The following is a 23,802-nucleotide window of genomic DNA, read 5'->3' as shown; positions in this document are numbered from 1 at the left end:
ATGCCCAACGCCCCGCGCTACTGCCCGCACTGCACCACGGAACTGGCTCGGGGCGTTCCCACAGGCGACACCCACGAACGCCTGCGCTGCACCGCCTGCGGCTACATCCATTACATCAACCCGAAGATCATCGCCGGCTGCATCATCGAGCGCGATGGCAAGTACCTGTTGTGCCAGCGCGCCATCCCGCCGCGCCCTGGCACCTGGACCTTGCCTGCAGGCTTCATGGAAGCGGGCGAAACCACCGAGCAGGCGGCGTTGCGCGAAGTGTGGGAAGAAAGCGGCGTGCACGCCGAAATCGTCTCGCCCTATTCGATCTTCAGCGTGGCCAAGATCAGCGAGGTGTACATCATCTTCCGCGCCATCGCCACCCAGGAGACCGGGCAGTTCGGGCCGGAGACCCTGGCCTACAAGTTCTTCGAACCGGGGGAAATCCCCTGGGACGAAATCTACTACCCGGCGATCCGGCAGATTCTCGAGCGCTACATTCTTGAGCGCCAGGCGGGGGTCTACGGCATCTACATGGGCAACGACGATACCGGCAAGGTGCACTTCATTCGCTGAGCCTGGTCCGGCCTTTTCGCGGGGCAAGCCCGCTCCCACAGGCCACCTTTGAATCCGAATGCAGAGGGGCACCTGTGGGAGCGGGCTTGCCCCGCGAAAAGGCCGGACCAGGCGACATAAAGGCCTCGCCAATTGGCCATTCTCGGTGCACCCTTATGCTCCCAGGCGTAAGGATCGGCAGAGCACATGGCGAAATGGCTAGATGGCGGCGGGCTGATGGCCGAACACATCCGCCAGCATGATTGGCACAGCACCCCACTTGGCCCGCTGCAGGCATGGCCCAGTGCACTCAAGACGACGGTGGCCCTGTGCCTGGGCTCGCGGTTCCCGCAGGCAGTGCTGTGGGGCAATGACCTGATTACCCTGTACAACGACGCCTTCGCCGAGATTCTCGGCAGCAAGCCTCAGGCCCTGGGCCGCCCGTTCAGCGAGGTGTGGCAGGAAGCCTGGGGCGAGATCGGCGCCATGGCCGGTCGCGCCATGGCCGGTGAAGCGGTGTTCATCGAAGACTTCCCGCTGGTCATCGACCGCAACGGTGGCCCCGAGCGCGCCTATTTCACCTTCTGCTACAGCCCCATCCGTGGCGAGGACGGCAGCGTGCTGGGCATGCTCGACACGGTGACCGAAACTACCACCAGCGTGGTCAACAGCCAGCGCCTCAACTTCCTCGACGGCCTGGGCCGGGAGGTGGCCAACGCCACCGACCCCGAGCGGATCATGGCCATCACCACGCGCATGCTGGTTGAGCACCTGCAGCTTTCCAGCTGCGCCTACGCGGTCATGGATGCCGACCAGGATGGCTTCAACATCTGTGGCGACGCCGTGGTAGCCGGTTCACCACGGCTGATCGGCCAATACCGCCTGGCCGACTTCGGCCGCCTGGCAGTCAGCCAATTGCGCGCTGGCGAGCCGCTGGTGATCAACGACAACCTCAGCGAACTGGCCGCCGAAGAAGCGGCGACCTTCCAGGCCATCGGCATCACCGCGACCATCTGCATGCCGCTGATCAAGGACGGCCGCCTGACCGCACTGATGGCCATCCACGACAAGGCGCCCCGGGTGTGGACCGGCTACGAGCTGCGCTTGATCGGCGAGGTGACCGAGCGCTGCTGGTCGCATATCCAGCGGGTCCAGGCCCATGCCGAAGTGCGCGAGGCAATGGCGGCGCTGGAGGCACTCAATGCCACGCTGGAACAGCGCGTCGACCAACGCACCAGCCAACTGCTGCACACCGAAGCCGTGTTGCGCCAGGCGCAAAAGCTCGAAGCCATCGGCCAGCTCACCGGTGGCGTGGCGCACGACTTCAACAACCTGCTGACCATCATTCGCTCGTCGCTGCACTTCCTGCAGCGCCCCGACCTTGAGCAAAGCCGTCGCGAACGCTACATGAAAACCATGGCCGACACCGTCGACCGCGGCGCCAAACTGACCGGCCAGTTGCTCGCCTTCGCCCGCCGGCAGGCATTGAGCCCGCAAGTGTTCGAGGCCGGGCCCCGCCTGGAGGCCATGGCCGAGATGCTCGATACCGCCACCGGGGCGCGTATCAAGGTGGAACTGCAACTGCCAGACGCGCCTTGCCATATCCGCGCCGACCTCAGCCAGCTGGAAACGGCGGTGATCAACCTGATGCTCAACGGCCGCGATGCCATGGCCGGCCAAGGCACCTTGCGCCTGCGCCTGTTGGCCGATCAGCACATGCCGGCGCTACGGGGCCAGCCGGCGCCGGCGGGCACCTTTGCGGCCATTTCGGTGGTGGACAGCGGCGTCGGCATTGCCGCGCAGTTGCTCGATCGCATTTTCGACCCCTTCTTCACCACCAAGGCGCCCGGTGAAGGGACCGGGCTTGGCCTGTCCCAGGTGTTCGGTTTCGCCAAGCAGTCCGGTGGCGATGTAGCCGTGGTCAGCGTCGAGGGCGAAGGCACAACGTTCACCCTGTACCTGCCGCAAGAGGCCCCGCCTGCCGAACCGGCCGACGTCACCGCCGCCCCCACCCAACCCGAGGTCGGCAAGGCGCGAGGGCGGATACTGGTGGTGGAGGACAACCCCGATCTCTGCACGTTCACCGCGCAGATCCTTGAGGACCACGGCTACCGGATCAGTTGGGCAAACTCGGCGGAAGAGGCGCTGGCACAGCTGGCCGGCCCGGCGGGCGATTTCGATGCCGTGTTTTCCGATGTGCTCATGCCCGGCATGGGAGGCTTGGCGCTGGCCCGCGAACTGCGGCGCCAACGCCCGCAACTGCCGGTGATCCTCACCTCGGGCTACAGCGATGCGATTGCCGAAGGCGGCCACCAGGGCTTTGCCTTCCTGGCCAAGCCGTACTCGGCCGAGCAGGTGTGCCAGATGCTGGCCAAGGTGCTGGGCAGCTGAGCAGCGGCTAACGCGGGGCGGCAAGCAACCGCGCCACACTCTGCGCCAGCTCGGCGCGCCGGTACGGCTTGCGCAACACCTCGAAGCCCTTGAGCTCGCGGGGTGTAAGGTTGGCATAGCCGGTGATGATCAACACCGGCAGGTCAGCCTGGCGCTCGCGCATCTGTTGGGCAAAACGCACCCCGGTCATGTCGGCCATGACGTGGTCAGTCACCAGCACGTCCGGCTGCCAGCCCTGCTCCACCTGCTGCATCGCTGCTGCGGCACTGCTCGCTTCGCACACCTCGTAACCCAGGTCGCGCAACTGCAAGGCCGTGGCATGGCGCACGATCTCCTCATCATCCACCAACAGAATTCGGCTGGCGTGGTCGGCCAGGGGCGCCTCTGCACTGTCACTGTCACGGCCAACTGCGGTGACATCGCTGATCGGCAACCACAGCGTGGCCACAGTCCCCTCCCCCTGCTGCGAGCGAATCGCGAAGCCACCACCCGACTGCACCGCCAGCCCCTGCACCATCGGCAAGCCAAGGCCGGTGCCTTTGCCCACGCCCTTGGTGGAATAGAATGGCTCGACGCAGCGGCGCAGCTGCTCATCGCTCATGCCGCTGCCACTGTCGCGAACCTGCAGCCAGACCAACGGCGCGCCCGCAGTGCCTGCCGGGTGCGGTGGGCCGTCGGCATCGAGCCCGGCGACGATGCTCAGGGCACCGCCGCCGGCCATGGCGTCGCGGGCATTGACCACCAGGTTGAGCAGCGCCAGCTCCAGTTGATGCGGATCGACCAGCACGGCGGGCAGCAACGGGTCGACTTGCACCTGCACGGCAATGGTCGGCCCAAGCGAGCGCGCCATAAGTTCGCGCATGTCCTCCACCAAGGCAGCCAGCGACACGGCTTGTGGCTTGAGGGTTTGTCGACGGGCGAAACTCAGCAAGCGCCCCACCAGATTGCGCGCCCGCTCGGCGGCCTGCAGGCCACCGTCGATCAAGCGGGGAGCTCGCTCGGATTGCGGGTGCCGACGCATCAATTCGAAGGAGGCGATAATTGGCGTGAGCATATTGTTGAGGTCATGGGCGATGCCACCGGTCAACTGGCCGATCATCTCCAGCTTGTGCGCTTCATGCAGTTGCAGAATCGCCGCCTCACGCTCGGCCAGCACGGCCGCGACGCGCTCCTCCAGGCTTTCGTTGAGCAGGTGCAGGGCACGCTCTGCACGGGCATGGGTAATGGCCGCCCAGGCTTGCTTGGCGGCATCCTCGACCAGTTGGCACTCGTCTTCGAAGCAGTGATGTGGCGTGTGAAAGTGCACGGCAAGCATGGCTTCCAGGCGGCCGGCGCGCAGCACCGGCACATGCAGCGTGCTACACAAGCCGCTCAGCGGCGCCGATGCGCTGTCATAAGCCTGCTGTACCACCTTGCCCGCCACCAACTGCTCACGCAGCGAGGCCCCGTAGGTGGCGTAGCGGTGCTGGCCGACCCTCGAAGGCAGGCCGTCAGCCCAGTCATGCGCAACCTTGTAACCTGCGCCGTCGCCCAGGTCCTCGCCGAAACACACCTGCGTCGCCCCCAGGTGCTGGGCGAGGCGTGCCACCACATAGGCCTCGATACGCTCCGCTTCACCCAGCCCAGGCAAGGTGCGGCCCAGCTCCAGCAAAAACGCCTGGCGCTGTTGGAAACGAACCCGTTCGGTGGTTTCAGTCACGAGGCACAACACCCCGCCAACGCTGCCATCGGCTTCGCGCACGGCGGAATAGGAGACATCGAAGTACACGGTCTCACCCAGACCGCGACGCTCTATATAGAATGGGCGGTCCTTGGCTGAAAACGTCTGGCCGGTCTCACGCACGCCACGCAGCAGCGGCTCAAGGTCGTCCCACAGCTCACGCCAGTTGTCCTCAGCCGGGCGCCCCAGTGCCTGGGGATGCTTGGTACCAATGGTCGGTGCATAGGCATCGTTGTAGAGCGCTACGTAAGTTTCGCCCCAGAACAGCACGAACTGCGCCTGGGCCGGCAGCAATGTAGCCATTACCGCCTGCAGGTGGGGCGACCAGTGCTCGGGAGGGCCGAGCGGCGAACTGCTCCAGTCCATCGACTGCAGCAGGCCACCGATGGTGCCGCCGTTGAGCAGAAAATGCAGTGGCGGAGTGTGCGCATCGCGTTGCTGTAACAGGTTCATGTCTGGGAAGCCCCGGGCACCTTGCTATCCATCTTACGATAGGAGCGTTGCAATCAACGGTTCGTTCCACAGAAATCAGCGGTTGTTCAGCGGCGCCCTTCGGCCAGCATGCGCAGGGCCAGGCCGGCCAGTACGGTGCCCATCAGCCAGCGCTGAACCTGCTGCCACACGGGCCGGCCGCCGAGAAACACGGCGATGGAACCGGCCATCACGGCGATCAGCGCATTGACCGATACGCTGATGGCGATTTGCGTGCAGCCCAGCACCAGCGACTGCACCAGTACACTGCCGTGACCGGGCTCGATGAACTGCGGCATCAGCGACAGGTACATGACCGCGATCTTGGGGTTCAGCAGGCTGGTGGCAAAACCCATGGTGAACAGCCGCCGCGGGCTGTCGGCAGGCAGTTCACGTACCTGAAATGGCGAGCTACCGCCGGGCCGCAGCGCCTGCCAGGCCAGGTACAGCAAGTACAGTGCGCCACCGATGCGCAGCACGTCATAGGCAAACGGCACCGCCATCACCAGCGCGGTGATACCCAGCGCCGCGCAGAGCATATAGATGACGAAGCCCAGGGCCACGCCGCCAAGGGATATCAAGCCGGCGTTACGGCCTTGGCAGATCGAACGAGAAATCAGGTAGATCATGTTCGGCCCGGGCGTCAGCACCATGCCCAGGCAGATCAGCGCGAATGTCAGCAGTTGGGCGGTTTCGGGCATGGGGCACATCCTGGCTGTGCGAAGAGAAGCGGCAAGTGTATCCGAGCCACGTCAGCGCCGGTAGATTCAGCCCAACTGCCCGGCAATCAGCCCCAGGGCCACCGCGATCATGGCAAGGCCCGATACCCGCCCGACCATCTTCGCTGCCCCAGGCCGGGTACTCAGTACGGCCTTGGCGCCATAGCCCACCAGCGAATAGATCACCAGCGAGCTGCACAGGTGCACCAGCCCGAGCAACAGGATCTGCAGCGGCACGGGCCAGCTGGAGTGTGGGTCGGTGAATTGCGGCAACAGGGCAAGAAACAGCAGGAACACCTTCGGGTTCAGCCCACTCACGCAAAAGCCCTTCAATGCCCAGCGCGAACCGGAGTCCCCCACGCCGTCCTGCCCCGCCTGCGGCACACCCGGGCTCAGCAGCAGGTTGCCGCCCAGCCACAGCAAGTAGGTACAGCCCGCCAGCGTCAGCAACATCAGCGCCAGCGGGTGCCCAGCGAGCAGGCTGCCCACGCCAGCAGCCACCACCAGGGTTGCCAGGAAGTGCCCCGACAACATGCCTGCCACCGCAGGCATCACCCAGCGCCCGCGCATGCCCGCGGAGATGGCATACGCCCAGTCCGCCCCTGGGGTGATCACGAACAGCAACGACACGGCCCAGAACGCCGTCAGCACACTGATTGCCACTTGAATCTTCCTTAGTGTTGTCTTGGTGTGCAGAAAGATTACGGATTCCGTCGGGGCATTTTCTTTCGTATATTCCCAACCAACATATAAATACTGGAAGATTCTTCTCAATGGACCGGACAGATCGAAAAATCCTTGCCGAGCTGCAAAAAGATGGGCGCCTGTCGGTGACCGAGCTGGCTGACCGCGTAGGGTTGAGCTTGTCGCCCTGCCATCGTCGCCTGAAGGCGCTGGAAGACGCCGGCGCCATTCTCGGGTACCACGCGCGCCTGGCACCGGCCGCGCTGGGGCTTAACTTTGCCGCGCTGGTGTTCGTCACCTTGCGCGAGGTGACGCGCCAGCCGGTGGCGGACTTCGAGGCGGCGCTAGCCGAGATCCCCCAGATCGTCGAGGCGCAGCGGTTGTTCGGTGACCCGGATTACCTGCTGCACGTGGTGGCGAAGGACCTGCCAGCGTTTCAGAAGCTGTATGACGAGCACCTGACCAGCATTCCCAATGTGAAGCGGCTGAGTTCGACATTGGTGATGAAGGAAGTGATTCAGGATCGGCTGTTACCGATGTAGTGACAATTTCTGATTATCTACCGCCTGTTCACCTGCACTGGAAACGCGCACGCCGCACCACGCCGGCTCACCTGTGCTGTTTCCCGACAGCCTGCAGCCCCCACGCTCAAGGCTTTCAGCGCGGTGGCCCGCTCCTTGCTACCACTCGTCCCTTAACCTTTTGTCAGCCTTAGGTTTTTTAAGGTTTATGGGCACATATTTACTAATTTCTCGTTATCCCGACTCCCCGCATCATCCCTCCAACAAGAACGCGTTGCCCTTCGCCGGCACGCCCCCGGGCAGTACCCCCTGCCCCACCTTGCCTTGGAGTCAGTCATGACCAGTGCAGCCAACACGGCACCCCTTATAGAAAAACACACGATCGGCTACGTGCCCCCGCAAGACCGCCATGGAAAGGTAAGGGATCTGTTCACATTGTGGTTCGGCGGCAACATCGCGCCGCTGCCCATCGTCACCGGCGCGCTGGGCGTGCAGTTGTTTCACCTGAACCTGGTGTGGGGCATCATCGCCATCCTGGTCGGCCACCTGGTCGGCGGGGTGTTGATGGCGCTGCACTCGGCCCAGGGCCCGCAGATGGGCATCCCGCAGATGATCCAGAGCCGCGCCCAGTTCGGCTCGCTCGGCGCGCTGCTGGTGGTGGTGATCGCCGGGGTGATGTACATCGGCTTCTTCGCCTCCAACATCGTCCTGGCCGGCAAGTCGCTGCATGGTGTGGTCGAGGCCGTGCCGGTACCGGTGGGTATCGTCATCGGTGCGCTGGGGTCGGGCATCATCGGCATCATCGGCTACCGCTTCATCCACGTGCTCAACCGCATCGGCACCTGGGTGCTCGGCATCGGCATCGTGGTCGGCTTCGGCTACATCTTCAGCCATGTGCAAAGCGACGACTTCCTGACCCGCGGCGGCTTCAACCTGGCCGGCTGGCTGGCCACCGTGTCGCTGGCGGCGCTGTGGCAGATTGCCTTTGCCCCTTACGTGTCGGATTACTCGCGCTACCTGCCGGCTGACGTGAAGGTCTCATCGACCTTCTGGACCACGTACCTGGGCTCGGCCCTGGGTTCGAGCCTGTCGTTCATCTTCGGCGCCGTGGCGGTGCTGGCGATCCCGGCCGGCATGGACACCATGGACGCGGTCAAGCTCGCCACCGGCACCCTCGGCCCGATCATGCTGGTGCTGTTCCTGCTCAGCGTGATCAGCCACAACGCCCTCAACCTGTACGGCGCGGTGCTGTCGATCATCACCCTGATCCAGACCTTCGCCCACCGCTGGATCCCCACCGCCAAGAGCCGCGCGGTGCTGTCGCTGATCGTGCTGACGGCTTGCAGTGTAGTAGCCGTGTTCGCCTCGAAGGACTTCATCGGCCACTTCGTCGACATGGTGCTGGTGCTGCTGGTGGTGCTGGTGCCCTGGACCGCGATCAACCTGATCGACTTCTATGTGATCCACAAGGGCGACTACGACATCCAGTCGATCTTCAAGGTCGATGGCGGCATCTACGGGCGCTACAACCCCCAGGCGCTGATTGCCTATGCGGTGGGCATCGTGGTGCAGATCCCGTTCATGAACACGCCGCTGTACGTCGGGCCGATCTCCGAGCACATCAACGGCGCCGACCTGTCGTGGGTGGTCGGGCTGCTGGTCACCTCGCCGCTGTACGGGTGGCTGGCGAGCCGCGACAGTGCCTATCGTCGTCGGCAGACCAGTGCCAAGCTGGCGGTGGGCGTGTGATCGCCCGCTGAGCCAACCGGCATCACCTGCAGCCGGCCCGTGGCGACACGGGCCGGCTTGTTTCTGACCCCCGCACGGCGTTTTTAGCCGCCCCGCCATTTTTCCAGCAGGATCGACACGAACTTTTCTGCAGCCGGCGACAGCGAAGCCCCGCGCCGATAGACCAGGCCCAGAGTGCGCGTCACCTGTGGGTCGGTCAGGGGCACGCTGACCAGGGTCGGGTGGTCCGCTGCCGGCATGGCCAGGCTGGGCATCGCAGACACACCAAGCCCTGCCTCGACCATGCCGAGCGAAGTGGACAGGTGCTGCACCTCATAAAACCATTTGGGCCGTATGTTGAGCCCCGACAAGGCGTGGTCCAGCAGCATGCGGTTACCACTCAGGCGCCCCACGCCGATCAGGCGGTGGTCAGCCAGCTGCGTCCAAGTCACCGATTCGCGGCTTGCCAGTTCATGATCGCGGCGGCAGGCCAGCACGAAATGCTCGTTGACCAGCGGCACAAACTCGATGTCCGGGTGCTGGCCACTCATCATGTTGATGCCGAAATCGGCCTCGCCGCGCAAGACCGCTTCAAGGCCATCGTTGGCGCTGAGGTCGAGCAGGCGGATGCGGATTTTCGGGTATTGCTCGTTGTACTGGCGAATCACGGTGGGCAGGAAGTAGAACGCCGCCGTCGGGATGCACGCCAGGGTGACTTGTCCGGTCTGGCGCTCGGCCAGTTCGCGAATACTCAGGATCGAGTCTTCGAAATCATCGAGCAGGCGCCGCGCCTTGGGCAGGAAATCACGGCCGACACTGGTCAGGCCAACCCGACGCGTGGTGCGTTCGAGCAAAGGCGTGCCCAGGCCCTCTTCCAGCTTCTTGATCCGCCGGCTGAGTGCTGGCTGGGAAAGGTGCAGGGCCTCAGCTGCTTCATGAAAGCTGCCGAGTTCGGCGATTTTCACGAAAGAACGGATATCTTGCAGCTCATATTCCACAGGTTTGGCTCCACGTCATAGCGTCGGCAATTATTCAACTGCATGCATCAATCGCTACGATATTTGCATTGGATTGATTTATCAACGCCTGTCACTCTTTCTCTCAACACATCAATGATGCCAATTGATCAACGAGAGTCAGTAGTCATGCAACGAATCCCTTGTGTGCTCATGCGCGGCGGTACCTCCAAAGGCCCTTTCTTCCATGCCTGGGACCTGCCGGCCAATGTGGTGGAACGCGACGAAGTACTGATCAGCCTGATGGGGTCTGGCCATGAGCTGGAAATCGACGGCATCGGTGGTGGCAGCCCGCAAACCAGCAAGGTGGCGATCGTCAGCCCCTCGCTGCACCCTGACGCCGACGTCGATTACCTGTTCGTGCAGGTCATGGTCGCCGAGCGACGCGTCGACACCGCGCCTAACTGCGGCAACATGTTGTGTGCGGTCGGCCCATTTGCCATCGAACAGGGGCTGGTGAAAGCCCAAGGCGACAAAACCCTGGTGCGCATTCGCAACCTCAATACCCAGACCTTCGTCACCTCGCTGGTGCAAACCCCTGGCGGCACCGTCAAGTACGAAGGCCGCACCGCTATCGACGGCGTACCCGGCACGGCCGCGCCGATCCACCTGACCTTCCTTGATGCGGTCGGCAGCAAGACTGGAAAACTGTTCCCCACCGGGCAGGCCCGCGATGTGTTCGATGGCACGGCCGTCACCTGCATCGACATGGCCATGCCGCTGATGATCATCGAAGCCAGCCAGCTGGGCCTGGCCGGTAACGAGCGCCCTGCCGCCCTGGATGCCGACAGCGCACTGCTCGAGCGCCTGGAAGCCCTGCGGTTGCAAGCGGGCCGGGCCATGGGCCTGGGTGATGTGCGTGGCATGGTGATCCCGAAACCGGTGGTGGTGTCGCCGCCAACCAGCGACGGCACGCTGCAGGTGCGCTACTTCATGCCGCACAACTGCCACCGTGCGCTGGCGATCACTGGCGCGATTGGCCTGGCCACGGCCTGCGTGACCCCCGGCACCGTGACCGCCCAACTGTTGGGCGAGCACGCCCTGCAACTGTCCGAAGTACGGCTGGAGCACCCCAGCGGCGTCATCGATGTGGCCTTGAGCCGCGATGGCGGCAAGCTGCAAGCGTCGGTGATCCGCACTGCCCGCCGGCTCTTCTCAGGTTACGTGTATGCCCCGACAATGCGCCGCCTTGCCAGCTAGCGCGTACTGCACATGTTCAACCCAAAGCGCATCCGCACAATTTCAACAATGGGTGATGCCTCATGAAACTCATCAAATCGTTGTACTTTCAGATCCTCTGCGCCGTGCTGCTGGGTGTACTGGTCGGCCACCTCTGGGCCGAGCAGGCCGTGGCGCTGAAGCCGCTGGGGGATGCCTTCATCAAGCTGATCAAGATGATGATCGCGCCCGTGGTGTTCTGCACCATCGTCACCGGCATTGCCGGCATGACCGACAAGCGCTCGCTGGGGCGCCTGATGAGCAAGACGCTGCTGCTGTTCCTGGTGCTGACGGTGATCAGCCTGGTAATCGGCCTGGTGGCCGTGCATGTGTTCCAGCCTGGCGTGGGCATGAACATCGACCCTGCCACGTTGAGCACGGCGGGCCTCAGCCAGTACACCGCGTCGGCGGCCAAGCTGGGCGTGGTCGACTTCTTCATGCACATCATCCCTGACACCTTCATGGGCGCTTTCAACAAAGGTGAAGTGCTACCGGTGCTGTTCATCGCGGTGCTGTCGGGGTTTGCCCTGTCGGCCATGGGCGAACATGGCCAGCCTGTGCTGAACGTGCTGGAGTCCGCCTCGCAGATGGTGTTCCGCATCTTCGGCTACCTGATGCGCTTTGCCCCGGTCGGTGCGTTCGGCGCGCTGGCCTTTACCGTGGGCCAGTACGGCATTACCTCGCTGGGCGCCTTGGCCAAGCTGGTGATGACCCTGTACATCGCCTGCGCATTCTTTGTGCTGGTGGTACTGGGTGGCCTGTGCCGGCTGCACGGCTTCAGCTTGTGGAAGCTGTTGCGGTTCTTCCGCGAGGAGTTCCTGGTGGTACTCGGCACCTCGTCTACCGAGCCGGTATTGCCACGGATGCTGGAAAAGCTGCAGGCGCTGGGTTGCAGGAAGGGCGTGGTCGGGCTGGTGCTGCCCACGGGCTACTCCTTCAACCTCGATGGCACTGCGATCTACCTGTCGCTCGCCGCCGTATTCATCGCGCAAGCGTGCAACATCGACTTGAGCCTGGGCCAGACGCTGACCATGCTGGCGATCATGCTGTTGTCGTCCAAAGGCGCCGCCGGTGTGACGGGCAGCGGTTTCGTGGCGCTCGCTTCGACGCTGACGGTGATCCACGATATCCCACTGGCCGGCCTGGCGCTGCTGATCGGTATCGACCGCTTCATGTCAGAGGCACGCGCCCTCACCAGCCTGGCCAGCAACGCCGTGGCCACCGTGGTCATCTCGCTGTCCGAAGGTGCTTGCGACCGGCAGGTACTCAGGCAAATGCTGGCAGACGGGAAAATGCCGTCAACCGCCGTCGCCGAGCCGAACGCCCCCTGGCCGGCCGCTGAGCCTACCCGCCAAAGCTGACCCCCGCTGCACCTACGTTAACCGCACCGCCCGGCAGGCATGACGCCGGGCGGCAAGACCGCCGTTTGCCTTGCGTTCGGCCACACTGACAATAACAACAAGAGAGAAAACCATGCTGGCATTGCTGGGTTTGACCATGGTGGTGGCATTCACCTACCTGATCATGAGCAAACGCTTGTCGCCTATCGTCGCCCTGACCTTGGTGCCGATCGTGTTCGCCGTGATCGGAGGCTTCGCGCCCGACCTTGGCAAAATGATGCTCGACGGCCTGAAAATGGTCGCACCCTCGGCAGCATTGCTGCTGTTCGCCATCCTGTTCTTCGGCCTGATGATCGATGCCGGCCTGTTCGACCCGCTGATCCGCATGATCCTCAAGCGTGTCAACGGCAACCCGGTAAAGATCGCCATCGGTACCGCCCTGCTCTCGCTGCTGGTGGCGCTGGACGGCGATGGCACCACCACCTACATGATCACCTGCGCAGCCATGCTGCCGCTGTACAAACGCATCGGCATGAACCCGATGATCCTCGCCACCGTAGCCATGCTGTCGCTGAGCATCATGAGTGGCTTGAGCCCTTGGGGCGGGCCGGCGACGCGGGCGATTGCGGCACTGGGCCTGGACGCGTCCGAGTACTTCATCCCCATGCTGCCGACCATGGTCGGCGGTGCCGCCTGGGTGGTGTTCACGGCATTTCTGCTGGGGCGCGCCGAGCGCAAGCGCATCGGCAACATCCAACTGCAAGCAGGCGGCGGCAACTGCTACATCAAGGCCATTCTGGAAGAGACCCCGCACAAGCGCCCACGGCTGGCCTACGTCAACCTGGTGCTGGTGGTGGCAGTGATGATCGCCCTGGTAGCCGGGGTGATGCACGCCGCGATTCTGTTCATGATTGGTTTTGTCGCCGCGCTGATGATCAACTACCCGCAACTGAATGTGCAGAAGGAGCGGATACTGGCGCACTCCGGCAATGCCATGACCGTCGTACTGCTGGTATTTGCCGCAGGCATCTTCGCGGGCATCTTCTCCGGCACCAAGATGGTCGATGCGCTGGCGCAGACCTTGGTCGACTGGATTCCGCCATCCTGGGGCCACTGGTTCCCGCTGGTGGTGGCCATTACCAGCATGCCGCTGACCTTCGTGCTCTCCAACGATGCCTATTACTTCGGTGTGGTGCCGATCCTGGCCAATGCCGCCGCAGCGTATGGCATCGACCCGGTAGAGATCGCCCGCGCCTCGGTGCTCGGCCAGCCGGTGCACCTGATGAGCCCGCTGGTGGCCTCGACCTTGTTGCTGGTAGGCATGGTCGACCGGGATATCGGCGACTTCCAGAAAGCCACGGTCAAGTGGGCCGTGCTCACCTCGCTGGTCATTACTGCCATTGCGCTGCTGACCGGAGCGCTGTCGTTCTTCGTCTGAGTGCCCAACCCACAATAACAAGAGAGTATCCGGACCATGACCCAAGTCATTCTCCGCAGGGCTGCGTGCGGCCTGCTGCTTGCCCATGTGCCCCTGACCCACGCTGCTGGTTTCATCGAAGACAGCGCACTCAAGCTGCAATTGCGCAACGTGTACTTCAACGAGAACTTTCGCGACGAGCAAGGCCTCAGCACACGTGCTGCTACGGCAAAAAGTGAACGGGTGGAATGGGCGCAAGGGTTCTTGCTGGATTACGCATCCGGGTTCACACAAGGCACGCTAGGGGTAGGCCTGGATGCCATGGCACTGGTGGGCGTCAGGCTGGACTCGGGCCGCGGGCGCAGCGGTACCGGCTTGTTGCCGGTGCATGACGATGGCCGCGCGGCCAATGAGTTTGCCAGTGCCGGGGTCACCGCCAAGGCCCGGCTGGGCAAGACCGTGATCAAGCACGGTACGTTGCTGCCCAAGACACCGGTATTGGTGTACAACGACGCGCGCCTGCTGCCGCAGACCTACCAGGGCACCCAGCTGGTCTCCAGCGATATTGACGGGTTGACCTTGACCGGTGGCCATCTGCAGCGTTTCAAGCAGCGCGATTCGTCCGACAGCACTGGCCTGTTCGCCGATGGCTACAGCGGCGATGCATCGGCGGATTTCAGCTATGCCGGTGCCGATTACGCAGTGAGCAAAACCCTGCGATTGAGCTACTTTCGCGGCGAGCTGAACAACTTCTACCGCCAGGACTTTGCCGGCATTGCCCATGAACTGCCGCTGGCAGGGGGCGTGCTGGCCAGTGATGTGCGTTACTTCAAGAGCCGCGACGATGGCGCAGCGCAGGGTGGCCCCATTGATAACGACATGCTCAGCGGCCAGCTCAGCTATGCCCACAGCGGCCACACCGTGGGTGCGGGTTATCAGGTGCTCGATGGGGTTGCCGGGCTGCCCTACATCAGCGGCGCCACCGTGTACTCGTTCAGCAACGTCGGTATCGGCAAGTTCATTGAAGAAGACGAGAAGACCTGGATGGTCAGTTACGCCTACAACTTCGCGGCAGCCGGTGTGCCTGGGCTGACCTTCATGAGCCGCTACCTGAGCGGTGACAACGACAAGGCAGGTGATGCCGGGGCACGTGAATGGGAGCGCGACAGCGAACTGGCCTACGTCGTGCAGGCGGGCACATTCAAGGGGCTGGGAGTGAAGCTGCGCAACTACGTCTACCGCGCTGATTATTCCCGGGGACGGGACAGTAACCGGGTCTACCTGACCTATGACATCGCGCTCTGGTAGGGCCTGATTTGCAGCCATTCGCGGCACAAGGCCGCTCCCACAGGTACGGGCACTGCGCGGTCCCTGTGGGAGCGGCCTTGTGCCGCGAAAGGGCCGCATCAGTACTGCGTTTGCCCGGGCACCCAGGCGGTGCCCGCCAGTGGTACCCGAGCCATCGCCGCCGCCTCCACAGTCAACGCCACCAGGTCCTCCGGGTCGAGGTTATGCAGGTGCGACTTGCCACAGGCGCGGGCCATGGTCTGCGCCTCAAGCACCAGCACGCGCAGGTAGTTGGCCAGCCGCCGGCCGGCCTCCTCCGGGTTCAGGCGCTTGGCCAGTTCCGGGTCCTGGGTGGTGATGCCCGCCGGGTCACGGCCGTTCTGCCAGTCATCGTAAAAACCAGCCGCAGAGCCGATCGCCTTCAACTGCTCATCCAGCCGCGGGTGGTTGTCACCCAGGGCGATCAGCGCGGCGGTGCCGATGGCCACGGCGTCAGCCCCCAGGGCCATGGCCTTGGCCACGTCGGCACCGTTGCGGATACCACCCGAGACGATCAGTTGCACCTTGCGGTGCATGCCCATCTCCTGCAGCGCCTGCACCGCCTGCGGGATGGCCGGCAAGATGGGAATGCCGACATGCTCGATGAACACCTCCTGGGTCGCGGCGGTACCGCCCTGCATGCCGTCGAGCACGATCACGTCGGCGCCGGCCTTCACCGCCAGCTTGACGTCGTAGTACGGGCGGCTGGCGCCGATTTTCACGTAGATGGGTTTCTCCCAGTCTGTGATCTCGCGCAGCTCGGCAATCTTGATCGCCAGGTCGTCCGGGCCGGTCCAGTCTGGGTGGCGGCAGGCGCTGCGCTGGTCTACGCCGATCGGCAAGGTGCGCATGCCGGCCACCCGCTCGGTAACCTTCATGCCCAGCAACATGCCGCCGCCGCCCGGTTTGGCGCCCTGGCCGAGGACGATCTCGATGGCATCGGCCTTGCGCAGGTCGTCGGGGTTCATGCCATAGCGCGACGGCAGGTACTGGTACACCAGGTGCTGCGACTGGCCACGCTCTTCCGGGGTCATGCCGCCGTCGCCGGTGGTGGTACTGGTACCTGCGATGGTCGCACCCCGGCCCAATGCTTCCTTGGCATTGGCCGACAGCGCGCCGAAGCTCATGCCGGCAATGGTCACGGGGATCTTCAGGTGGATCGGCTTCTTGGCAAAACGGTTGCCGAGCACCACATCGGTGCCGCACTTTTCGCGGTAGCCTTCGAGCGGGTAGCGCGACACGCTGGCGCCCAGCAGCAGCAAGTCGTCGAAGTGCGGCACACGGCGCTTGGTGCCGCCGCCGCGGATGTCGTAGATGCCGGTTTCGGCGGCACGCTGGATTTCCTGGATGGTCAGGCGATCGAAGGTGGCCGATTCACGCAGTACCGGGGGGAATTGTTCGCTCATGGGTAGGCTCCTGGATCAGTACGCGCTGGCGTTGTCGACTTTGAAGTTGTACAGCTGACGGGCCGAGCCGTAGCGTTTGAAATCGGCGGCCTTGTGCTCCAGGCCCGCCTCGTTGAGCAACGCCTGCAGCTCTTGCAAGTGCTCGGCACGCATCTCTTTTTCGATGCAGTCCGAGCCTAGCGACTGCACCGAGCCTTTGACGTAGATGCGCACCTCGTACAGTGAGTCGCCCAGCGCATCGCCGGCATCGCCGCATACCACCAGGCGCCCGGCCTGGCCCATGAAGCAGCTCATGTGGCCGATGCTGCCGCCGACCACGATGTCCACACCCTTCATCGAAATGCCGCAGCGTGCCCCGGCATCGCCCTCGATCACCAAGAGCCCGCCGTGGGCCGTGGCGCCGGCTGCCTGCGAGGCACTGCCCTTGACCCGCACCGAGCCGGACATCATGTTCTCGGCCACCCCCACGCCGACGTTGCCGTGCACGGTGACGCTGGCCTGTTGATTCATGCCGGCGCAGTAGTAGCCGGCGTGGCCGTCGATATCCACCGACACCGGCTGGTTGATGCCCACGGCCAGGTTGTGCTTGCCGTCCGGGCGGCTGACCCGCCACTCGCGGTCCTGCACGTCGCCATGCAGGGCCTGGTTGAGTTCGCGCACCGAGGCGCTGGAAAGGTCGATCGTTTTCATGAGGTGCTCCAGTGAGTCGGTGACAGGTCAGGCGCTTTCGCGCTCCCAGACGTACAAGGTGGCCGGTGCTGGTTCCCAGACCTTGGCGTTTTCAATGCCTGGCAGGCTGGCCAGGGCCTGGTACTCGGAGGCCATGGCCACGTAGTCGTCGGTTTCGGCGAGCACCGCCGGCTTGCAGGCAATCGGGTCGCGGATCACGGCAAAGCCGTTGCGGGTGCCGATGGCGAAGGTAAAGAAGCCGTCCAGGTCTTGCAGGGCGCCATCCAGGGCCTGTGCCAGGCTGTCGCCTTGCTGCAGGCGCCAGGCCAGGTAGCCAGCCGCCACTTCGGTGTCGTTGTCGGTCTCGAAGCTGATGCCTTCGCGTTTCAGCTCCTGGCGCAGGCGGAAGTGGTTGGACAGCGAGCCGTTGTGCACCAGGCACAGGTCGACGCCGGTGGAAAACGGATGGCTGCCTTCCAGGGTCACTGCACTTTCAGTGGCCATGCGGGTGTGGCCGATGATGTGGCTGCCTTGCATGCCGGCCAGGCCGAAGCGGCTAGAGATCTCGGCCGGCAGGCCCATGCCCTTGAGGATTTCGATGCTCTGCCCGGCGCTCATGATGCGCACGTCGGCGGCCAGTTCGGCCAAGGCTGCACGGGCGGCCGCTTCGCAAGTGTGCACCTTGAGCACGGCGGCGCTGGCGTTCTGGAACCAGTCCAGCGAGCAGCCCAGGCGCCCTTCCAGTTGCCCCATCAGCGCCGCCCACGGATAGTCCACAGCGCTCGCCTGCAAGGTCAGCTTGACCCAGCCATCGGCTACTTCATCGCCATAGATGGCAAAGCCGGCGCTGTCCGGGCCACGGTCGGTCATGGCCTGCAGCATGGGTTCGAAGAGTTTGCCGAGCTGGGCTTCCAGCGCCGGCTTTTTCAGGTACAGGCCTACGATTCCACACATGGTGTTGCTCCTTACTGGGCAGTGGGCGACCGCTGTCTTGCTGGCCGCGACAAGGATGGGGGCGGTCAGAAGAACTCGGTGTAGCGCTGGATTTCCCAGTCGGAGACGTGGCGGCAATACTCCACCCACTCCATGCGCTTGAGCTTGATGAACTCGTCGACGATCTCGGCGCCGAGTACCTCGCGGAACAGCGGGTCGGCCTCCAGCGCGTCGGCGGCTTCCTTGAGCGACTGCGGCAAGGTCTTGATGCCGCGTGCGGCGATTTCTTCCAGGCTCAGGTTGTAGAGGTTCTCGTTGCACATCTGGCCAGGGTCCAGTTCACGGTCGATACCATCCAGGCCGGCGGCGATGATCGCGGCGGTGACCAGGTAGGGGTTGCAGCCGGCATCCGGCAGGCGAAACTCCAGGCGGCCATAGGGGATGCGCACCATCGCCGAGCGGTTGTTGGCGCCATAGGCCACGAAGGCTGGCGCCCAGGTAGCACCGGACAACGAGCGGCCGACCACCAGGCGTTTGTACGAATTGACCGTGGGCGCGGCGAACGCGCACAGCGCCGGGCCATGGGCAAGCAAGCCCGCAGCAAAGTGGTAGGCCAGCTTGGACAGGCCCATGCCGCTGCTGTCGGAGGGGTCATGAAACAGGTTCTTGTGTGTGCTGCTGGCCAGCGACAGGTGGAAGTGCATGCCATTGCCGGCACGCTTGGGGTCGGGCTTGGGCATGAACGAGCAGATCATCCCCAGGTCGTTGGCGATCTCGCCGGCCGCCATGCGGAAGAAGGTGAAGCGGTCGGCCGACTCCATGGCATCGCTGTAGGTGTAGTTGATCTCGAACTGGCCGTTGGCGTCCTCGTGGTCGATCTGATAGATGTCGAAGCCCACCGGCTGCAGGGCTTCGGTCAGGCGTTCGAGGAACAGCCGCGAGCGCGACAGGCCCTTGTAGTCGTAGCACGGCTTGTCGAGGTTGTCGGAGGCATCCACCACCTGCAGCTTGCCGGCTTCGTCCCGGCGGAACAGGCTGAATTCGGGCTCAAGCCCGGTGTTCAGCGTCCAGCCCTTGTCGGCCAGGCGCTGCACCTGCTGCTGCAACACATAGCGGCTGTCGTAGGGCCAAGGTTTACCGTTGACGTGGCCGACGCATACCACCCGGCCATAACCAGGCTGCCAGGGCACCGGGATCAGCGTGGCCAGATCGCCACGGGCCATGAAGTCCGGGCCGTGCGGCTCCATGCCCATGCCGCAGATGGCGAACCCGGCGAAACCGGCGCCCTCCTCGGCCACCATCTTCAGGCCCGAGATCGGCACCGATTTGGTCTTCGCCGAGCCATGGATATCGACGAACTGCGCCAGCACGTACTTGATGCCGTGCTGGTCGAGCGTGCGCTGGGTTTCTGCTGGCAACATGGGTTGAACACTCCTGGTAAGGGGCGGCATGTAATTCCGCATGGGAAACTTACTTTCATCACAGGAATGCAATGTGCTTGCCAACTTACCGAGTGCTACCGCTTAGCGGGCACGTCCCCTCCCACAATCCCTTGTCACAGGGGGCTTGCCCGCGACAGGAGCTGGTGCCATGACGGAGACATTTTCGTTATAGATATGGGAAACTCGTTTTCACCCGAGGAAACCGACGGCCATCGCAGCCGCCCGGCGCACTTTCCCAGTGCGAAATCTTTATTCTTGAACTGAAACCGTGCAGGACTCTTGATGCCGACCGAAACCGAACCCCGCCTTCGCCTGGAGCAGTACCTGGGCCTGCAGATCAAGCGCCAGCGCCAGGCCCAGTCGCTGAAGCTCGCCGATGTGGCGCGCATCGCCGGGATCAGCCAGGGCATGCTGAGCAAGATCGAGAACGCCCAGGTGTCGACCAGCCTCGATACCCTCAGCCGCCTGTGCGACGTGCTGGGCATGCCGATGGCCAAGCTGTTCAGCCAGTATGACCAGCCCGATGGCAACGCACTGCTGGTCAAGGCCGGTGAAGGGCTGGAGGTGGTGCGCCGCGGCACCGAGAAGGGCCATACCTACCACTTGCTCAATCACGCCAGGGGCCCGAAGAAGAACTTCGAGGCGTACATGGTGAGCATGGACGATGCCAGCGAGGAGTTTCCGACCTTTGCCCACCCGGGCACGGAGTTCCTGCATTTGCTGGAGGGTGAACTGGTGTACCGCCACGGTAACCAGCTCTACCACCTGCATGCCGGCGACAGCCTGACCTTCGATGGCGAAACCCCACACGGGCCGGAGCAACTGGTGCAGGTGCCGATCCGGCTGTTGTCGATCATGAACTACGGCGAAGAATGACACGGCGCGGTCAAGCAACAAGCGATGTCGCGATCTGACATGTATGCGTCGCCCGCAATCGGCCTCACACCCCTGTATACAAAAATAATACACACATCGACCAGCCCCGCGCCGTGGGCTGGTTGACGCGGTATTTGCGAGTAAGCAGCCTCGCTTCACAATTCCAACGCTGTGGCGCCTTTTTGCACCGGGCAATTCGCCCGGGCTCATAACGATAAAACTCCCAGAATCAGAGACCCGCGCCGCGCCAGCCGGGAGTGTTTGCGCGCGCCACTTTGTGAAGACTTGACTGCCATGATCGCGACTTCAATCCCCGTAGCCGGTGCTGCCACCGGCCGGCGCAACGCCCTGCTCGTTGCACACCTCGCCGCTGTGCTGTTCGGCCTGACTGGTATCCTCGGCCATTTGATCGAGGCCGACGCCAGCATCATCACCTTCGGCCGTGCCACCTTCGCCTTCATTGCCCTGGGCTTTGTCGCCGGGCTCAAGGGCACCCGCCTGCTCGATGCGCTGACCTTGCGCAACCTGCCCATCCTGGGCGTGACCGGCGCGCTGCTGGCAATGCACTGGGTGACCTTCTTCATCGCCGTCAAGGTCGGCGGCGTGGCTGTGGCCACGCTGGGCTTCGCCAGCTTCCCTGCCTTCATAGCCATGATCGAACGCGGCGTGTTCGGCCAGCGTATCGGTGCCGTACAGGGCTTGCTGTTGCTGATGGTGACTGCGGGCCTGGTGATGGTGGTGCCGTCCTTCGACCTGCTCGACAGCGGCACCCTTGGCCTGATCTGGGGCCTGGGCTCGGGCCTGGCGTTCGCCGTGCTGACCGTGGCCAACCGCCGCAATGCGTCGAGCATGAATGCCTTGCAGGTAGCCTTCTGGCAGAACGTGGTGGTAGCCGCGCTGGTTGCGCCGTTCGCCTTCACCCACCTGGCCAGTACCAGCCTGGGCGGCGACGACTGGGTCAACCTGGCGCTGTTGGGGGTGTTCTGCACCGGGCTGTCGCAGTTTCTGTTCGTCAAGAGCCTCGAAGGCCTGGAGGCACGTACCGCCGGCATGATCATCGCGCTGGAACCGGTGTATGCGATCCTCGGTGCCTGGTGGCTGTTTGGTGAGCAGCCGAGCCTGCGCATGGCGGCGGGGGCGGCGTTGATTGTGTTGGCGACCCTGCTGGCTGCGGCGCGCACAGCGCCGGCGGAGCATGGTGATACCAGCCGGTGTGGGCGGTAAGAATGGCTGTGGGTTGCTCGTCGGATCGAGGGGCTTGAGCGAAGCGCGTGCCTTGGTTTATCTGGCGCCTATGAGATCGAGCGCGGCGCTTCGCGGCGCAAGGCCGCTCCTACGTGACTGGGCTTGTTTCAGGCGCCGCCTGTCATCGTCTCGCTGCTGAGCCAAGCGATCACGTTGCTGCAGCAGCTCTCGCAGCAGCGCCCTGTCAGGGCTGATTTGCAGGGTAGGCTGGTCCGGAATGACTTCGGCGAAATGGGCCAGCACTTCAGCGTCGATAGCATCGGTCTTGGCTTTGACGCCCATAGAGTCAGCGAATTTCCTGGCTCGCAAGGGATTAACGCGTATGACCTTGTAGCCAGCGTCCTGCAAAAAGCGCAGGACAGCACGCTCGTAGCCACCTGTGGCCTCGAGCAAGATACGCTTGATACGGAACTTGCGTAGGATCCTTTCCAGCTCTTCAAATCCAGCTGGATCATTGCTCACAGCGATTTTGACGCCCTGTGGCCGCACCCAGCTATAGAGCGATCTTTTGCAAGACGCTACGAAACCGCTCAGGAATACAGCACCAAGCGACCTCAAGCTTTGAGGATAGGATACGCTCATACTATGAGCCGCCCAAAGGGCGGCTTCTTGAACCTGGCTGTGACCCCATTAACGGGCGAGCCAGCTCTCCACTTCGTCGCCACCGTATTGCTGCTTCCACTCTTTCAACTGCTTATGGTTGCCGCCCTTGGTCTCGATGACTTCGCCAGAGTGCGGGTTCTTGTACTGCTTCACTTGGCGAGCCCGTCGCGGAGCCTTTTCTGTTGCAGCCGGCGCAGTAGCACGAGCCCTGGCTTGCGGATCCAGAATGTTGATGATGTCGCGCAGATTGAAGCCGTACTTGGTAAGCAGATCACGCAGTTTGGTCTCAAACTCGATCTCTTTCTGCAGCTCGGAGGAACCTTTCATCGCTTCCAACTCGGCCAGCTGAGCTGCGAGTTTCTGCTCAAGTTGACGGAATTCTACCAGACGAGACATATATGCTCCTCAAGGGTGATCATCTAGATGGCTATCGTATAGCAGATCGATCAATTACCGTAAAGCTCGGCAGCGCCGACTCAGCTTTACAAGCCTCGACGATAGGCGCCGGGAGGCACGCCGAACCAACGCACGCAAGCCTTATGGAAGCTGCTGTGATCCGCGAATCCTGTGAGGTGAGCGATATCCTTGAGTGACCTCTGAGAATCCCGGAGCAGTTCACTCACAAGCAGAGAACGGGTCGAATCTGCAATGCTCGCATAGTTAATACCTTCTGAATTTAATGCCCCCTGAAGGCTTCTCGGGCTCATCTTCATAGCAAACGCGACGTCTGTAACCGCCGTTGACTCCCCCAATATCCAGCGCTCGCGGATTTCTAAAGCCAACGCTTCGGACACTTTTAACTTTGCCTTGGACAACTGATTCAACTGGCTCACATGCAAGTTCCACAGTGCCTCAGACCCCATAGGCAACGGCAGCTTGGCCATTGCTAGTGAAAAACTAACACTGTTGCGGGGCGCTGAAAAAACAGGTGTACAACCGCAAACCTCCATTAGCGCCTTTATGCTTTTAGGCCTCTCGTATGTGAGTTCAACTTTTTCAGGCGAAATACGAGTGATGGGCGAAAGCCACTTAAGAATACCGATGATGACCGCGAGGCCGGCATCAATAAACGGCCTCGGCGCAGGATCTCCCACTTCAATTCCGACCAATGTGATTAGCTTCCCAGACGTTTCGACAGTGAGAACAGAGCCATTAGTATTCAAGTGATGAAATTTAGCCAGGCACTGCAGAGCATGTTCGAGGGTTGGGCACGCCATAACAGCATGGCTCAGTTTCTCCAGCATAGCCGGATGTGCATGCGTGTACACCTGCACGCCGAAGTCAGAATTATCAGCACAGTCATTTACGGAATTCAATAATAGATAAAGGTCTTTAAGACTGTAAACTCCGGCACTATTCGGAACAAGCTGACCAGCGGGGAGCCCCGAAACTCCACCATCAACCAGACTTCGAACTAGTATATCGACAAATGGGGCACTTATAGTTAGCATAGTTATTCAGCTAAATTGTGGGTAGCCTAAGACGCGCTCAGACCGTGGAGAGACACAGTGGGTTCTGTGGACACAAAAAACGC

Annotated in this window: 21 protein-coding genes; 10 read left to right on the top strand and 11 right to left on the bottom strand. The window is 62.9% G+C overall.

Translation table 11 applies throughout. From position 1 onward, the window contains the following. Positions 1 to 564, top strand: coding sequence for an NUDIX hydrolase (locus tag LJX93_RS11185; RefSeq protein WP_033697318.1), 564 nt, complete (start codon positions 1 to 3; stop codon positions 562 to 564). 186 nt (positions 565 to 750) lie between these two features. Next, complete coding sequence (locus tag LJX93_RS11180; protein WP_033697317.1) at positions 751 to 2,934, top strand: response regulator; 2,184 nt, start codon at positions 751 to 753, stop codon at positions 2,932 to 2,934. 7 nt (positions 2,935 to 2,941) lie between these two features. Here the strand turns inward: LJX93_RS11180 and LJX93_RS11175 are convergent, their stop codons facing one another. From LJX93_RS11175 to LJX93_RS11165, 3 genes are all read right to left on the bottom strand, one after another. Further along, positions 2,942 to 5,107, bottom strand: a complete 2,166-nt coding sequence (locus LJX93_RS11175; RefSeq protein ID WP_227697195.1) for a response regulator — start codon at positions 5,105 to 5,107, stop codon at positions 2,942 to 2,944. An 86-nt stretch (positions 5,108 to 5,193) separates the two neighbouring features. Continuing rightward, positions 5,194 to 5,826 carry a LysE family translocator gene (locus LJX93_RS11170; protein ID WP_033697315.1) on the bottom strand — a complete coding sequence of 211 codons (633 nt, stop codon included), beginning with the start codon at positions 5,824 to 5,826 and terminating at the stop codon, positions 5,194 to 5,196. A gap of 66 nt (positions 5,827 to 5,892) precedes the next feature. Beyond that, complete coding sequence (locus LJX93_RS11165) at positions 5,893 to 6,507, bottom strand: LysE family translocator (protein ID WP_047583884.1); 615 nt, start codon at positions 6,505 to 6,507, stop codon at positions 5,893 to 5,895. A 110-nt stretch (positions 6,508 to 6,617) separates the two neighbouring features. Here LJX93_RS11165 and LJX93_RS11160 point away from each other — a divergent pair, with 110 nt between their 5' ends. Both LJX93_RS11160 and LJX93_RS11155 read left to right on the top strand, forming a co-directional pair. Beyond that, a complete protein-coding gene (locus LJX93_RS11160; RefSeq protein ID WP_033697313.1) occupies positions 6,618 to 7,070 on the top strand; it encodes an Lrp/AsnC family transcriptional regulator in 453 nt (150 codons plus the stop codon). 315 nt (positions 7,071 to 7,385) lie between these two features. Continuing rightward, positions 7,386 to 8,798 (top strand): purine-cytosine permease family protein, encoded by a 1,413-nt coding sequence (locus LJX93_RS11155; protein ID WP_033697312.1) that lies wholly within the window; start codon positions 7,386 to 7,388, stop codon positions 8,796 to 8,798. 83 nt (positions 8,799 to 8,881) lie between these two features. On the opposite strand, the gene LJX93_RS11150 is transcribed toward LJX93_RS11155, so the two are convergent. After that, a complete protein-coding gene (locus LJX93_RS11150) occupies positions 8,882 to 9,775 on the bottom strand; it encodes a LysR family transcriptional regulator (protein ID WP_033697311.1) in 894 nt (297 codons plus the stop codon). A gap of 147 nt (positions 9,776 to 9,922) precedes the next feature. Here LJX93_RS11150 and LJX93_RS11145 point away from each other — a divergent pair, with 147 nt between their 5' ends. The 4 genes from LJX93_RS11145 (at position 9,923) to LJX93_RS11130 (ending at position 15,076) form a co-directional block, all read left to right on the top strand. Beyond that, positions 9,923 to 10,993: a 4-oxalomesaconate tautomerase gene (locus tag LJX93_RS11145; protein ID WP_077068377.1), complete on the top strand. Its 1,071-nt coding sequence runs from the start codon at positions 9,923 to 9,925 to the stop codon at positions 10,991 to 10,993. Between the two features lie 62 nt (positions 10,994 to 11,055). Then, the gene (gene dctA, locus LJX93_RS11140) at positions 11,056 to 12,372 is read left to right on the top strand and encodes a C4-dicarboxylate transporter DctA (RefSeq protein ID WP_033697310.1); all 1,317 of its coding nucleotides are present in this window, start codon (positions 11,056 to 11,058) and stop codon (positions 12,370 to 12,372) included. 112 nt (positions 12,373 to 12,484) lie between these two features. After that, positions 12,485 to 13,789, top strand: coding sequence for a CitMHS family transporter (locus LJX93_RS11135; RefSeq protein WP_033697309.1), 1,305 nt, complete (start codon positions 12,485 to 12,487; stop codon positions 13,787 to 13,789). 36 nt (positions 13,790 to 13,825) lie between these two features. Beyond that, positions 13,826 to 15,076 (top strand): OprD family porin, encoded by a 1,251-nt coding sequence (locus LJX93_RS11130; RefSeq protein ID WP_227697194.1) that lies wholly within the window; start codon positions 13,826 to 13,828, stop codon positions 15,074 to 15,076. 98 nt (positions 15,077 to 15,174) lie between these two features. On the opposite strand, the gene LJX93_RS11125 is transcribed toward LJX93_RS11130, so the two are convergent. The 4 genes from LJX93_RS11125 to glnT all read right to left on the bottom strand — a co-directional run bounded on the left by LJX93_RS11125 (position 15,175) and on the right by glnT (position 19,523). Next, positions 15,175 to 16,500 (bottom strand): FMN-binding glutamate synthase family protein, encoded by a 1,326-nt coding sequence (locus tag LJX93_RS11125; protein ID WP_033697307.1) that lies wholly within the window; start codon positions 16,498 to 16,500, stop codon positions 15,175 to 15,177. A 15-nt stretch (positions 16,501 to 16,515) separates the two neighbouring features. After that, entirely contained in the window at positions 16,516 to 17,190 is a 675-nt protein-coding gene (locus LJX93_RS11120; RefSeq protein WP_047583883.1) for a protein glxC, read from the bottom strand. A 27-nt stretch (positions 17,191 to 17,217) separates the two neighbouring features. Next, on the bottom strand, positions 17,218 to 18,123 hold the full coding sequence (locus LJX93_RS11115; RefSeq protein WP_227697193.1) for a class II glutamine amidotransferase: 906 nt from the start codon (positions 18,121 to 18,123) through the stop codon (positions 17,218 to 17,220). A gap of 65 nt (positions 18,124 to 18,188) precedes the next feature. Further along, entirely contained in the window at positions 18,189 to 19,523 is a 1,335-nt protein-coding gene (glnT, locus tag LJX93_RS11110) for a type III glutamate--ammonia ligase (protein ID WP_186659429.1), read from the bottom strand. 303 nt (positions 19,524 to 19,826) lie between these two features. Here glnT and LJX93_RS11105 point away from each other — a divergent pair, with 303 nt between their 5' ends. Both LJX93_RS11105 and LJX93_RS11100 read left to right on the top strand, forming a co-directional pair. Then, positions 19,827 to 20,420, top strand: a complete 594-nt coding sequence (locus LJX93_RS11105) for a helix-turn-helix domain-containing protein (protein ID WP_186659426.1) — start codon at positions 19,827 to 19,829, stop codon at positions 20,418 to 20,420. Positions 20,421 to 20,714: 294 nt separating this feature from the next. Continuing rightward, positions 20,715 to 21,644, top strand: coding sequence for a DMT family transporter (locus LJX93_RS11100; RefSeq protein WP_186664836.1), 930 nt, complete (start codon positions 20,715 to 20,717; stop codon positions 21,642 to 21,644). A 57-nt stretch (positions 21,645 to 21,701) separates the two neighbouring features. Here the strand turns inward: LJX93_RS11100 and LJX93_RS11095 are convergent, their stop codons facing one another. The 3 genes from LJX93_RS11095 to LJX93_RS11085 form a co-directional block, all read right to left on the bottom strand. Further along, positions 21,702 to 22,247 carry an IS110 family transposase gene (locus tag LJX93_RS11095; protein WP_227697192.1) on the bottom strand — a complete coding sequence of 182 codons (546 nt, stop codon included), beginning with the start codon at positions 22,245 to 22,247 and terminating at the stop codon, positions 21,702 to 21,704. 48 nt (positions 22,248 to 22,295) lie between these two features. Then, positions 22,296 to 22,664: a histone-like nucleoid-structuring protein, MvaT/MvaU family gene (locus LJX93_RS11090; RefSeq protein ID WP_227697191.1), complete on the bottom strand. Its 369-nt coding sequence runs from the start codon at positions 22,662 to 22,664 to the stop codon at positions 22,296 to 22,298. An 86-nt stretch (positions 22,665 to 22,750) separates the two neighbouring features. Beyond that, positions 22,751 to 23,719, bottom strand: coding sequence for an AraC family transcriptional regulator (locus LJX93_RS11085; RefSeq protein ID WP_227697190.1), 969 nt, complete (start codon positions 23,717 to 23,719; stop codon positions 22,751 to 22,753). Positions 23,720 to 23,802: the final 83 nt, after the last annotated feature.

This window comes from Pseudomonas sp. HN2-3 (assembly GCF_020691745.1).
Classification (GTDB): domain Bacteria; phylum Pseudomonadota; class Gammaproteobacteria; order Pseudomonadales; family Pseudomonadaceae; genus Aquipseudomonas; species Aquipseudomonas capeferrum.
This window is presented reverse-complemented; position numbering and strand designations above follow the sequence as displayed.